Below are 14,450 nucleotides of genomic sequence, written 5' to 3'. Positions count from 1 at the left end.
CCCTTGATAAAAGGGAGGGGAAACTTTCTAATCCGTCCTTCGACAAGCTCAGGATGACAATTTGAATTATTTATCTCAGTATGTTAAGATATTAGCTCGACGCGAGCAGTCTCAAAGACGAAAGTCAAAAGTCATAAAGTGAAAACTTTAGACTTTAAGACCTTAGACTTTAGACTAACAACCTTAAGGTGGTTATTGCGGCGGGGCTCACCTCTTCCCATCCCGAACAGAGAAGTTAAGCCCGCCTGCGCAGATGGTACTGCAGTTTTGTGGGAGAGTATGTCGTCGCCTTTCTTTGAAAACCCTATCCAAAGCGGATAGGGTTTTTTGTTTTATAGGTGTGCGGGAGGATACTGGAAGGTAATTTTTGGAGTTTGGTTATGGTTTATATACTTTGTCTAAATTAAACTTCAAGAAAGAAAGCAGAACAGTTTCGAATGTTATTCCTAGAGTATTCAATGTTTTTTCCTGCTTTTATGAATGCTGATTTTGATGTTTTGTACAGAACAGGATAGGGCAGGATGATGTTCTGTTCTTAAATAAGTAGTTTTGGTTTAATTAACCAATCAACTATTTATTTATGAATTTTAAAACTTTACTTTTTAAGCAAGTTCCTAAAAGCTTATTGCTTTGTGGTCTTGTGCTAAGTTCTGTTAATGTGAAATCTCAAACACTAGCTTTTCCAGAAGCACAAGGTTTTGGTAGATTTACAACAGGAGCCAGAGGAGCGGCTAATCCTCAGATTTATTTCGTAACTAATTTGAATGACAGTGGTCCCGGATCTTTTAGGGATGCTGTGAGTCAGGAAGGGCGTTTCGTTATCTTTAAGGTAGGTGGTATAGTCAACTTGTTAAGTCAGGTTGTAGTTGCTAAGAATACTACTATTGCAGGTCAAACAGCTCCGGGAGAAGGAATTGTTTTTTTAGGTCCAAGAGTTACATTTACAGGGGCAAGTAACACTATTGCCCGGTATTTTCGCATTAGATATGGTGGTACTTCTCAAAATCAGGATGCATCTGGTTTAGCAAATGGGGCTAATATGATATTTGATCACATGACTTTTACCTGGGGAACAGATGAAGTTTTTTCTATTAATTGGGATAGCAAAGGTTTGAGTCCGGATAATATTACGATTCAAAATTCCATCATAGGTCAGGGACTACATCGTCATAATCATTCGGCAAGTGGTTTGATTCAGCCTTCCGGGGGAAAAATTAGTTTAATAGGGAATTTGTATATAAGTAATAAAACCCGAAATCCTAAAGTAAAAGGGGTTAATGAATTTGTAAATAATGTAGTTTACAATTGGGGGAATTATGGGAACATATACGGACATACTGAATCTGGTGAAGCTTATATTATGGGAGGTGATTCTGCGGGACAATCTGATGTGAACATTATCAATAATTATTTTATAGGAGGGCCAAATACAAGCACAACTACTTCCACACCATTTAACAGAGGAAATTCTAATTTTTATTTATACGGTTCAGGAAATTATTTTGATAATAATAGAAATGGTGTTTTAGACGGTAGTTTAGTTCCGCAGGATTTAACTGGTTATCCTACGGGAGATGCTGCAAGTATTTTATCGACACCTTATGATTATCCGATGAAAAACACAACGCTTTCCGCTTTGGATGCCTATAATAAAATTATACAAAGTGCCGGAGCATCTTACCCAAGAAGAGATCAGGTAGATAATTTAATGATTTCAGATTTGATGTCAAAAGGAACGGTGGGAACCTATGTTTATGTTCAAACAGATTTGACTAAACAATTTGGGTTTATAAATGGAGGTGCCGGTCATGTTTATGGTGCACCTTCTCCGGTTGACACTGATAATGATGGTATGCCGGATGCCTGGGAAGATGCTAACGGATTGGATAAAAGCAATCCAAGTGATGCGTTAAAATATAGTAAATCTTCTCCAGAATATTTTAATATTGAAGTATATATTAATGGGTTGATTTATACAACGCCACCTGAATTTATTATCCCACCAACCGAAGTTACTTTTAATGCCAGCACAGTTGAATTACCAACTCCATCGAGTAAAATAATTGTGACTTGGAAAGATAATTCAGATAACGAAACTAATTTTGTTGTTGAGCGTTCTACAGATGGAACTACATTTACGCAAGTAGCTCAGGTTACTGCTAATACAACAACTTATGCAGATACAAATTTGACTCCTAATACTCAGTATTTTTACAGAGTAAAAGCAATGACAGGAAATGATTCTTCCGGTTATAGCGATGTTAATTCGGTAACTACACCGGCTATTCCAACTGCACCGGCTAAAGCGGCCAATCCAACTCCTGCAAATGGATTTGATTATGCTGAATTATCTGCTGGAAAGTTAACGCTAAAATGGACCGGAAGTTCTAATACAACGGTTTATACCATTTATTTAGGTACAGATGCATCGAGTTTGAATAAGATAGCGGATGTTAATTACGCAGCAAGTCCATCTTACCAAATTTCGAATTTAGTGTCAGGAACTAAATATTACTGGAGGGTGGATGCTACTAATGTCAAAGGTACTGCAACCGGAACAGTATGGAATTTTAGAACTATTGCTGAATTTCCTTCCGGGATGACAGGACATTGGCCTTTTAGAGAAGCTGCCGGAGAAGGTGATGATATTATTGATTTATCTGAATATGCTAATAATGGAAAATTAGATTCTGATTTTGATAATGCGAATGTAAAAATTGTAGGGAAAGCTAATAACGCTTTGGATTTTTCGACTTCAAAGAATAATAGTTTTATGGCTAGTATTCCAAATGCCGATCAAATTTATCTGAATAACAGTTCTTTTTCAATATCTTTTTGGATGAATGCGGCAGCTAATTTGATGCCAACAGGTACTTCTAGTACTTATTTATTATGCAAAGGATCTTTTACTAAAAATGCAACTACAGGTGCTACAGGAAAACGTTATAATGTTGAATTTAAAAGCAGTCAACTTCGTTTTGCAATTGATGATGATGTAACCAAAAAAGAATTGTCTGTATCGGCTACAGATTTCTTTAAAGGAAGTTGGGTACATGTGGTGATTATGCGTGATATTACCGCTCATAAAATGCGTTTGTATCGTGACGGAACTCTTGTTAGTGAAATTAGTGAAACAGGAGTTACAGGAATTGGCGAACCAACAGATCTAATTTTAGGAAATATTGGAGAACTGGAATTGGAATCAGGAACAGCACCGGCTCCTTATAAAGGCAAGTTAGATGAATTGAAGATATTCAATTATGCACTTTCTGCTTCTCAGGTTGCTGAAATTTATAATACCACAGTTATCAATGCTCCATCAAATGTTACTTATGAAGCAAATACTATAGCAACACCATCGGCTTCCAGTTCTGTTGTTTTAAACTGGAATGATAATTCTAATAATGAAGCTAATTTTGTAATTGAACGTTCAACAGATGGAATTTCTTTTGAACAAATAGCAGAATTGGATGCTAACACCATCACTTATACAGATAATACTGTTGAACCAAATGCGAAATATTTTTATCGATTAGCAGCAACTAATAATACAGATGCTTCAAATTTTACGGATACTCTAGAATTGACAACACCGGTAGCTCCGGCTCCTGCAAAAGTGATAAATCCAAATCCTGCTGACGGATCTTATTTCTTAGAATTGCCGGTTGAAAATTTCAATTTAAGTTGGGCCAGCAAAATTGATGCAACCAGATACACCGTTTATTTTGGTACTGATCCAAATAATCTTATTCCGATTGGGGATGTTTCTTATTCTGAAAATACATCGTTTCAGTTGCCAACAACTTTAACTTCCAGAGTCTATTATTACTGGAGAGTTGATGCGACTAATGATTACGGAACTACTACGGGAGATGTTTGGAGTTTTAGAATCACAACCAATGAAATAGCAATTCATCCTAATCCGGTTAAGGAGCAAATTAATATTAATATTCCATCATATAATTCGCCTTATATCAACGCAACTTTAATTGATTCGGGCGGGAATATTATTTTTGATAAAACTTTAGAGAATAACGGAAACAGCAAAGGTAATTTTAAAGTTCATTTAATGGAGCGACAATTGCCGGGAGTTTATATTCTTCACGTGGTTGGGGAAGATTTAAATAATCATATTAAAGTACTTATTAACTAGGAAAGAAAAGAGCCATCAAACGATGGCTCTTTTTAGTTTTGCGCTTATTGAATGCTGTCTTTAGTCTCTTCTAAATCTTCTGTTTTTCGACCTACTTTAATTTTAGGATTGTCTTTATTTCCTGTAATAGTTAACGGAATACCAAGAATTCCCAACGGAGGTAAGCCTAAACGCATTTTTAGATTCAGTCGGCCGTCTAAGCTGGTAGTTCCTTCAATTCGGGGTCTGAATCCGGCAAATTTAAATTTGAAGCGTTCAATGGTAATAATATTATTTTTAACAGAGCTTTTAATATCTACCTGATTCAGTTCAGGATTTTTAATGCTTTCTTTGTCCGTTTTTTTAGCGACACTGTTAAACATTTTCATTCCATACATTTTGACATTTTTTATCGAAACGACTCCGTTTCCGGATAAAGAAGGGAAAACCGGCTCCATGTTTTGATTCAAACGTCCTTTAAGCAAATAGTCAAGTGAAATGATTCCTTGCGCTTTTTCGGCGGCACTGGCCATTTCTCTAAAAATTTTTACTTCATTATAAGCGCGTTTAATGTCAAATTCATTGGCTTTGATTTGATATTCAAAAAGCGCATTTTTAGAATTGACACTTTTATAGGTCGCATTCATGGTAACGGTACAGCCAATTAAATCAAAACCGGTGTTTTGCATACTGAGCAATCCGTTTTTCATTTTCAGACTTCCTTTGGCGTTTTTAAGTGTTAGTCCGTTAAAATCTACTTTTTGAGCATTGGCTCTGAAGCGCAAATCTAAATTTGGCGGAACCACAATTACTCCTGTTTCCGTTGTGGTATTGGTGTTTTCTGTCGAAGTTTTGCTTTCTGTTTCAGGAGTTGCTACCATAGTATTCGACATAAATTCATCCGCATTGATATATTTTGAACTTAATGAAAAAGAACCGTGTAAAACGCCGTCTTTGGCAGCAATAAAGTTAAATACATTTTGCAAATAGCCATTTAATTTAAAATCCGACTGACCGTAAGAAGCCAGGAAGGTATTGAACAGCATCTTGTCGTTGTTGAATTTAAAAATCCCTTCACGAACTAAGAATTTTTTAGGTAAATATTTCGAAGCCAGTTCGATGTTTTTGATTTCTAAAGTTCCGCTGTTTTTAAGTTTGGAATAGTTTCCTTTTTCGGCATCACTTTGTTTTCCTTTTAAAGCCAAATCAGCTTTGATAAAACCATTAACTTCAAGTCCTTTTTGAGAAAAAACCTGATAGATTTTCCCAATATCTAAAGTTCCTTTAGCATTGATATCGTACGAAAGATTGTCAAAATTATTCAGATTCGCTTTTACAAATACAGGATTGCCTTCAAAAGTAAACTGAGCCGGTTGCAAAACTACTTTTAAATTGTCAAAAGTTCCTTTAGGATTAGAAACCGTCGAAACAACCGAAATATCAGTTATCGGATTTGGGTAATATTTTGTTTTTAAATAACCGTTGTTCAAATTGATTACGGCATTAGTTACAGGAAATAATCCATTTTTTTTATCAAATTTTCCTTTAGCAGTTCCGTCGGTAATTAGTATTCCTTTGATCTCTAAATCAGGAATTCCCAAAGCACGATTCAATTTTTCCAAATCTATTTTGGATTGCAAAGCTGCATCAATGTTAAGTACTTCAGTTCCGGTGCTGTACAGTTTGGCCTTTAGTGTTTCCTTATCTATGTTCAGCGAAAGATTTTTTAAATCAACAATTAGTAAATCCGGATTTAACGAAGGCAGTTCAGTTGAAAAATCAACGTTCAAATTACTTATCGTTGCCGGACTTTGGTTGTAATTAACGCTTCCGTCTTTTACTTTAAAATCCAAACTAAGATTTGGAGCAATATTTTGAGAAGCGATATATTTTCCTTTCAATGCCAAATTGAAATTGGTATTTCCGGTTAATTGTGTTTTATCCAGCCAGGTGATGAATTTTGGAGGAAAAGCAGTAAAAAAATCGTTTAGTTTACTGTTAGTTGTTTTTAAAAGAAAATCCATGTTGTAACCTTCTTTCAGGAAGTCAAATTTCCCTTTGAAATCAACTACTAAGTTGTTTATTTTTAAGTCATTTTGTTGAAAAATAAACGAAAGCGAGTTAACATTAACTTTAGTAATTAACGAAGCATTCACTTTTTTATTCATCAAATAGGGCTCGTTGTCATACAAAAGATTTAATTTAGAAATTTGTGCTTTTGAAGACAAATCAAAAATGGCTTTGCTCAAATCGCCTTTTCCTAAATAGTTGAAGCCAAAAATATCAAAATGCAGTTTTGTCGATAAATCATCGTAAATAATTTTACTGTTATTGATTTCGATTTTTTCTAATTTTAACGAATTGTCGCCCTCTTTTTCTGTTGTTTTCGTTTTTTCTGATTTGTAAACATTATAATTGGCAAAACCTTCCTGATTAACTTGTATGTTTATGTCAGCGTTAGAAAGAAAAATTTTGTCGATGTTCACTGATTTTCCAAAAAGTAAACTCGGTACATCAATACCAAAAGCAATTTCTTTGGCAGTAATTAATTTTTCGTTTTGAAACGGAGCCGAACCGTTCAGTCTGAAATTTTCCAAACTTACTGTCAATGACGGAAAATGATTGAAAAAAGAAACATTCGATTCCGAATAATCCAGTTTGGCATTCAGTTTTTGATTGGCTGTTTTTTTAATTTCTGCATTGATTTTGTCAGCAAAAATATAAGGCGCAATGAACATGAAAGCCAATAAACTGACTACGGTGATTCCTATATATTTCAGTATTTTTAAAAATATAGTTTTCTTTGAAGACATGTATGGAAGTGTTATTTTGTGAAATAAATTAGGAACGTATTTTTGGTGCGATTATTATCCGTGAACGGTTTCGTCTTTACCGTATTTGATAATGATGGATGTTTCATATTCAATCCATTCCTTCCATCGTTTGTCCACATCTACATTATCGGCATATTTACGGGCAAAGCCCAGGAAAGAGGTGTAATGATTGGCTTCACTAATCATCAAATCACGGTAAAATTTAGATAATTTCGGATCTTTTATATTTTCGGATAATACTTTAAAACGTTCGCAACTTCTGGCTTCAATCATGGCTGAAAATAGTAATCTTTCACATAAAGCATCATTTCGGCTTCCGTCTTTTTTCATAAATTTAAAAAGTTCGTTTACGTAGCTGTCTTTGCGTTCGCGACCAAAAGTAAGTCCTCTTTCTTTGATAAGGTCGTGAACCATTTTAAAATGTTCCATTTCTTCCTGAGCAATAAGAATTAATTCGTTTACCAATTCTTCTTTTTCAGAGTTTTGGGTAATCAGACTGATGGCGTTTGAAGCCGCTTTTTGTTCGCACCAGGCATGATCGGTTAAAATTTCTTCGATATTAGTTTCTACGATATTTACCCATCTTGGGTCGGTGGCTAATTTTAATCCTAACATGATTTCTTATTTTAGCTTACAAAATTAAGTTTTTTGCTTTGTATTCTATTATATTTTCGACCTTTGCTGTTATTTTACCGTTACTTTACCTCATTTTAATGTTCAATGAATCAGAATAAGCAATTATTAATTATCGGATTTGTATGGCCAGAGCCAAAGTCCTCTGCCGCTGGAGGAAGAATGATGCAACTAATTTCGTTATTTCAAAAACAGGAATACCAAATCACTTTTGCGAGTCCGGCTCAGGATAGTGATTTTATGGTTGATTTAAATGAATTTGATGTAGCTAAACAAGCGATAAATTTAAATTGTTCCAGTTTTGATGCATTTGTCAAAGAATTGAATCCGTCAATTGTATTGTTTGATCGGTTTATGATTGAAGAGCAATTTGGTTGGCGCGTTGCCGAAAATTGTCCGGATGCAGTACGAATTTTGGATACTGAAGATTTGCATTGTTTGCGATTAGCGAGACAAAAAGCATTTAAGGAAAAACGGGAATTTAAAACTCAGGATTTATTAGCTGAAGAAGTAGCGAAACGTGAAATTGCCAGTATTTTGCGTTGTGATTTGTCATTGATGATTTCAGAATATGAGATGGAATTGCTAACGACTACTTTTAAAATCGATGAAAGGTTATTGTATTATTTGCCTTTGTTGTTAGAATCGAATGCAATTCCTGAATTGGAAAAATTACTTTCTTTTGAAGAGCGTAAAGATTTTGTTTTTATTGGTAATTTTCTTCATGAACCTAACTGGAATGCAGTTCAGTATTTGAAAGAAACGATTTGGTCATTAATAAAAAAGCAATTGCCGGAAGCCGTTTTGAATGTTTATGGTGCTTATCCTTCGCAAAAAGTGTTGCAGTTGCATAATGTAAAAGATGGTTTTTTAGTCCAAGGTCGAGCTGAAAATGCCAATGAAGTGGTTCAAAAAGCGAGAGTAGTTTTAGCTCCTTTGCGTTTTGGAGCAGGAATTAAAGGAAAATTACTGGAAGCGATGCAATGCGGAACGCCAAGTGTTACAACTTCAATTGGTGCTGAATCCATGCAAGGAAATTTAGATTGGAATGGTTTTGTAGAAGATACGCCGGAACTTTTTGCTGATAAAGCGGTGCAATTGTATAAAGACGAAAATATTTGGCTTCAGGCTCAAAAAAATGGAGTTTTAATTATTGAACAACGTTATTTGAGAACTTTATTTGAAGATGATTTTGCCAAACAAATGGGGTTTTTGGTTTCGAATGTAAAGCAACATCGATTGAATAATTTCATGGGGGAGTTGTTGCAACATCATACTTTAAAAAGTACCAAGTATATGGCAAAGTGGATTGAGGAGAAGAATAAGAATTAGTTTTTTCGTTTGACTTAGTTTGGGTAACTTTAAATAAATTAAAAAGGTAATTATGAATTTTTTTGAAAAATCAATTATAGAACTTCAAAATCAAAGGCCAATTTTTCATTCTGAAGATGATTTAAAATTAGCTCTAGCATTTAATATCAAAATTAATAATCCTGAATTCGAAATTCGCCTTGAGAGACCTGTGCAATTAGAAATGGTTAATCGAAATGATCAAAAGATAATTGTTCGAGCTCCAATTGATATAGTTGTTGTTGATGGAAATGGTGGAGTTTATCCTATCGAACTGAAATACAAAACTAAAAAAGCAAATATTGTTTTTAAGGGCGAAAATTATGTTTTAGCTGGGCATGGTGCCCAAGATGTTGGTAGGTATAGTTTTAGAAAAGATATTTTTAGAATTGAAAACTATAAATCAAAGAATTTGGATTTTAAATGTGGTTATGTTTTAATTTTAACAAATGATAATGAGTATTATGAGAGAAATGTTTATGAAAAAGATAATTTTGATAAGCATTTTTCATTTCATGATAATGCAATTCTTAATAATTTAGATTTGAGTTGGAATTACAATAAAATAGATAAAACTAAATATAAATTGAGTGAAAATAATGTTTGGCTTAATAGTAATTCTAAAGAGCATTGGTCGTGTAAAAAAGATTATTTTTATAAATTAAACTTACTGAATGATTATAAAATTACTTGGGAGAAATTTTCAAATATTGAAAATACGACTTTTAAATATTGTCTCTTAAAGATAGAATAAAGATCAATGTTTTGCTATTTGTAACAAAAAAACCCGTCAAGTTTTACAACAAGACGGGTTTTAGTTTTATACTGAATAGTAATTATGCAAGCATAGTCACTGGGTTTTCAATGTATTGTTTTAATGTTTGTAAAAACTGAGCTCCGGTTGCTCCATCGATAGTACGGTGGTCACAAGCAAGAGATAACATCATAGTGTTTCCTACAACGATTTGTCCGTTTTTAACCACTGGTTTCTCAACGATTGCTCCTACAGAAAGGATAGCTGAGTTTGGTTGGTTAATGATAGAGTTGAATTCAGTGATACCAAACATTCCAAGGTTAGAAATAGTAAAAGTACTTCCTTCCATTTCTGAAGGTAATAATTTTTTGCTTTTAGCTCTTCCAGCCAAATCTCTTACGCTAGCACCAATTTGAGATAAACTCATACCATCAGTAAAAGGTAATACAGGGACAACTAATCCGTCTTCAACGGCTACAGCCACACCAATATTTACATGGTAGTTAATTGTTATTGCATCAGCAGACCATTGAGAGTTGATTTTTGGATGTTTTTTCAAGGCTAAAGCAGAAGCTTTAATCACCATATCGTTGAAAGATACTTTGGTATCAGGAACAGTATTAATTGTAGCTCTTGATTTCATTGCTTCATCCATAGACACTTCGATTACTAAGTTGTAATGCGGTGCGGTGAATAAAGATTCTGATAAACGTTTCGCAATGATTTTACGCATTTGCGAATTTTTGATTTCTTCAGTAGCTATTTGTCCTGCCGGAACATAAGGTTTTGCAGCTGGTGCAGCAGCAGCATCTGCTTTAGCAGCAGTAGCAGCTTGTGGAGCGGCAGCAGCAGGAGAGAAGTTTTCTATATCGCTTTTTACGATACGTCCGTTTTCACCTGAACCTTTTACTTGGCTTAATTGGATTCCTTTGTCAGAAGCAATTTTTTTAGCCAATGGAGAAGCTAGGATTCTTCCTCCGTCAGCAGGAGCTTCCTGAGCAACTGGCGCAGCAGCAGCCTGAGCAGGTGCAGCAGCTTTAGTTTCTTCAGCAGCAGGCTCAGCTTGTGGAGCTGCTCCGGCAACGTAGCCGTCAGCGATTCCGCTAATGTCAGTTCCTGCAGGTCCGATGATAGCTAACAAACTATCAACAGGAGCTGTGTTTCCTTCCTGGATTCCGATATATAATAATGTTCCTTCGTTGAAAGATTCGAATTCCATTGTTGCTTTATCGGTTTCGATTTCAGCAAGAATGTCTCCTTCACTTACTTTGTCACCTACTTTTTTCAACCAGGTTGCAACTGTTCCTTCAGTCATGGTGTCACTCAGGCGAGGCATCGTTACCACGATAACTCCGGCTGGTAATGCAGCAGCCGGTTTAGCGGCAGGAGCAGCTGTTTCTTCTTTTTTAGTTTCAACTGCAGCAGGAGCGGCAGCAGCAGGTGCAGCATCTCCGGCTAATAAAGCAGAAATATCTTCACCTTCATTTCCTATGATTGCTAATAAAGAATCTACCGGAGCAGTTTCTCCTTCAGCAATACCAATGTGTAAAAGAGTTCCTTCGTTAAAGGATTCGAATTCCATCGTTGCTTTGTCAGTTTCAATTTCTGCAAGGATATCTCCTTCGCTTACTTTGTCTCCTACTTTTTTAAGCCAGGTTGCTACCGTTCCTTCCGTCATGGTATCACTCAAACGAGGCATTGTTACTTTTATCGCCATAATATTTTTATAGTTTATGAGGTGTAAATGGATAATCTTCTTGTGCGTATACTACATCGTATAATTGCTCTAATTCCGGATATGGGGATGATTCAGCAAAATCAACACATTCCTGAACTAAATCTTTTACTCTTTCATCGATTGCTTCAATTTCAGTTTCTGTAGCGTATTTTTTGTCTTTGATAATATCTAAAACCTGAGTGATTGGGTCTATTTTTTTGTATTCTTCTACTTCTTCTTTAGAACGATACAATTGCGCATCCGACATAGAGTGTCCTCTGTAACGGTATGTTTTCATTTCCAAGAAAGTTGGTCCGTCACCACGACGAGCTCTTTCGATAGCTTCGTGCATTGCTTCTGCAACTTTTACAGGATTCATTCCGTCAACTGGCCCGCAAGGCATTTCGTATCCTAAACCTAATTTCCAAATATCAGTGTGGTTAGCTGTTCTTTCTACAGAAGTTCCCATAGCATAACCATTGTTTTCTACAATAAATACTACTGGTAATTTCCACAACATTGCCATGTTGAAAGCTTCGTGTAAAGAACCTTGACGCGCAGCACCGTCACCAAAATAAGTTAAAGTAACTCCTCCGGTATTGTTGTATTTGTCACCAAAAGCGATTCCGGCTCCTACAGGAATTTGAGCTCCCACAATTCCGTGACCACCATAAAAACCGTGCTCTTTTGAGAAAATGTGCATTGATCCACCCATTCCTTTAGAAGTTCCAGTAGCTTTTCCAAGTAATTCAGCCATAACGCGTCTTGGGTCAGTTCCCATACCAATTGGCTGAACGTGGTTTCTGTAAGCAGTAATCATTTTGTCTTTGGATAAATCCATCGCGTGCAATGCTCCTGCAAGTACCGCTTCCTGACCATTATATAAATGTAGAAAACCTCTAATTTTTTGTTGGATGTATAATGCAGCTAGTTTATCCTCAAACTTTCTCCAAAGCAGCATGTCTTCATACCACTTCAAATATACTTCTTTTGTAACTTCTTTCATCTCAAGTGTTCTTTTACTAAAGTTTTTATTGTGTTGTCAATTAGTACTTTTTCACAAATTGATTTTATAAGGTCGAATTTGCGAAATGCAAAAATAGGACATTCCAATTAAGAACTAAAATTATAAAGCTAATTTTTAGTTTTATTAGAGCAGTTTTTTGTTAAATATTAAAGGGAGCAGGTTTTTTAAAGATTCCGATTTGTAAATTTTGCCTATTTCTCCCATGAAATAAATTGCAATCGGACTTTCTTGTTTTGCTTCGTATTCAGCTATGGATTGTCGGCAGGAGCCGCAAGGTGTTATAGGGGAAGCAGTATTGACTTTCTCAGAACTGGCGGTTATAACAATGGATTGAATTTTTGCTTGCGGAAAATTTGATGCAGCCTGATACAAAGCGACTCTTTCGGCGCAAAGTCCGGATGGGTAAGCTGCATTTTCCTGATTGGTTCCCAAAATAATTTCGCCGTTGTCCAATGCAATTGCAACTCCAACTCTGAATTTAGAATAAGGAGCATAGGCGTTTTTTTGTGCTGCAATGGCTTTTTTGAATAATTTCTGAATTTCCTCTGGTAGTTCTTCTGTGTTGTTGAAGATGGAGAATTTGTGGGTTATGATAATTTCTTCCATTTTATTTAAAGGTAAAAAAAATCCAAATTTCATCAGGTAGAAATTTGGATTTGATATTGTCTGTTTATTTGTTATTAATATTCTTCGTATTTGTCGCCAAAATTAAAAGTTAGAGAAAAACGAAGTGTGTTTTCTAAAGGATTTGGGATTTTTGAAGCAGAAAATAAATAGGAAACATCAACTTTTACAGAAGTATATTTGAATCCGGCTCCTAAAGAAAAATATCTTAATCCGCTTTTACTGATGTTCTCATGGTGGTATCCTAATCGCATCGCGAAAGCATCTTGATAAGAATATTCGGCACCAACTGAGTACATGACTTCTTTTAGTTCTTCTTTGAACCCGTCAGGAGCATCGCCTAGAGATTTGAAAAGACCGGAAACCCAGCCTGTTTTACGGTAGTCGTTGTAGGCTAAGTCGTAGTCAGTTTCGTCAACGGTTCCGTCTCCATTCATGTCTTTTCCTGAATAAGTGCCATTGTTATAACCTACTTTAGGAGTTGGAACTAATAATTTGTTTAATTCGAGATTTACACCTAATTTGTTATAATCGTCTAAAATGAAGTCGAAACCACCTCCAAGTTTTAAGTTGGCTGGTATGAAGTTCGAACTTATCTCGTCATTGTCATAACTGATTTTAGGACCTAAGTTTTGGAGGTTGAACCCGGCTCTCCATCTTCCGTTAAAGCTGTTGTATGCAATCTCTTCTGATTGGTAGAATCCGGCTACGTCAATGGCAAAGGTGCTCGCGGCTGTTGCGTCATTATTATTAACGGCAACTTTTAAATTGGAGTGAATAAAACGGGCGCCAACGGCCATCGAAAATCTTTCACTTAATTTAAGAGAATAAGATCCGTCAATTGCGAATTCATTGGGTGAAACGGTTCTTGGAATTTCGTCAGGATTTCCTGTGTCGCGTAATTCAATATCTCCAAAACCAAAATAACGTATGCTTCCGGCAAAGGCACTTCGGTCGGAAATTTTATTGTAATAAGTGATCTGTCCTAAGGAAATATCATTGGCAAGGCCGGTAAGGTAAGGGGTGTAACTGGCACTTGCTCCCTGTTTGTATAAGGCGAAAGCGTATTTGGCAGGATTCCATTGTTGTGAAAAAGCATCGGCAGAAGTGGCAACTCCTATATCGGCCATACCGGCAGCTCTGGCATCAGCAGCAACAGTAAGAAAAGGAACTGCTGTTGTAATTGGTCTCTCTTGTTGTGCTTGTATTAGTGAGAAAGAAAACAAGGAGAGGGTTAAGAGTATAGTTTTTTTCATTGGTTAGTGGAAAATTGATTCAACAAATATAGTGTTTTATTAAAAAGTTGCAAGTTTTTCTCTTTGAATGTCGTTAGTGTTGGATAAGTGTTGTTTTTTGTGTTTTATCTTGGGCTTAGTGTT

9 protein-coding genes and 1 rRNA gene are annotated in these 14,450 nt (G+C 35.6%); 4 read left to right on the top strand and 6 right to left on the bottom strand.

Translation table 11 applies throughout. The features are described from left to right. Positions 1 to 184 precede the first annotated feature (184 nt). Positions 185 to 294, top strand: a 5S ribosomal RNA gene (gene rrf / locus H599_RS0113960). A gap of 286 nt (positions 295 to 580) precedes the next feature. Beyond that, on the top strand, positions 581 to 4,153 hold the full coding sequence (locus H599_RS19810) for a LamG-like jellyroll fold domain-containing protein (RefSeq protein WP_081810572.1): 3,573 nt from the start codon (positions 581 to 583) through the stop codon (positions 4,151 to 4,153). Positions 4,154 to 4,197: 44 nt separating this feature from the next. Here the strand turns inward: H599_RS19810 and H599_RS0113950 are convergent, their stop codons facing one another. Continuing rightward, positions 4,198 to 6,945 carry an AsmA family protein gene (locus tag H599_RS0113950; RefSeq protein WP_026714700.1) on the bottom strand — a complete coding sequence of 916 codons (2,748 nt, stop codon included), beginning with the start codon at positions 6,943 to 6,945 and terminating at the stop codon, positions 4,198 to 4,200. Positions 6,946 to 6,999: 54 nt separating this feature from the next. Then, positions 7,000 to 7,581 carry a tRNA-(ms[2]io[6]A)-hydroxylase gene (miaE, locus tag H599_RS0113945; protein WP_026714699.1) on the bottom strand — a complete coding sequence of 194 codons (582 nt, stop codon included), beginning with the start codon at positions 7,579 to 7,581 and terminating at the stop codon, positions 7,000 to 7,002. 105 nt (positions 7,582 to 7,686) lie between these two features. Between miaE and H599_RS0113940 the strand changes: the two genes are divergently transcribed. Continuing rightward, on the top strand, positions 7,687 to 8,931 hold the full coding sequence (locus H599_RS0113940; RefSeq protein ID WP_026714698.1) for a glycosyltransferase: 1,245 nt from the start codon (positions 7,687 to 7,689) through the stop codon (positions 8,929 to 8,931). 52 nt (positions 8,932 to 8,983) lie between these two features. Next, on the top strand, positions 8,984 to 9,703 hold the full coding sequence (locus tag H599_RS0113935) for a hypothetical protein (protein WP_026714697.1): 720 nt from the start codon (positions 8,984 to 8,986) through the stop codon (positions 9,701 to 9,703). Between the two features lie 82 nt (positions 9,704 to 9,785). Here H599_RS0113935 and H599_RS0113930 read toward each other — a convergent pair whose 3' ends face one another. From H599_RS0113930 to porV, 4 genes are all read right to left on the bottom strand, one after another. Further along, positions 9,786 to 11,420, bottom strand: coding sequence for a dihydrolipoamide acetyltransferase family protein (locus tag H599_RS0113930; protein WP_026714696.1), 1,635 nt, complete (start codon positions 11,418 to 11,420; stop codon positions 9,786 to 9,788). A gap of 7 nt (positions 11,421 to 11,427) precedes the next feature. After that, positions 11,428 to 12,426 (bottom strand): pyruvate dehydrogenase (acetyl-transferring) E1 component subunit alpha, encoded by a 999-nt coding sequence (gene pdhA, locus H599_RS0113925; protein WP_026714695.1) that lies wholly within the window; start codon positions 12,424 to 12,426, stop codon positions 11,428 to 11,430. Positions 12,427 to 12,570: 144 nt separating this feature from the next. Next, entirely contained in the window at positions 12,571 to 13,053 is a 483-nt protein-coding gene (cdd, locus tag H599_RS0113920) for a cytidine deaminase (protein WP_026714694.1), read from the bottom strand. Between the two features lie 74 nt (positions 13,054 to 13,127). Continuing rightward, entirely contained in the window at positions 13,128 to 14,327 is a 1,200-nt protein-coding gene (gene porV, locus H599_RS0113915; protein WP_026714693.1) for a type IX secretion system outer membrane channel protein PorV, read from the bottom strand. Positions 14,328 to 14,450: the final 123 nt, after the last annotated feature.

Origin of the sequence: Flavobacterium daejeonense DSM 17708, from assembly GCF_000425425.1 — a bacterium.
Lineage (GTDB): Bacteria > Bacteroidota > Bacteroidia > Flavobacteriales > Flavobacteriaceae > Flavobacterium > Flavobacterium daejeonense.
This window is presented reverse-complemented; position numbering and strand designations above follow the sequence as displayed.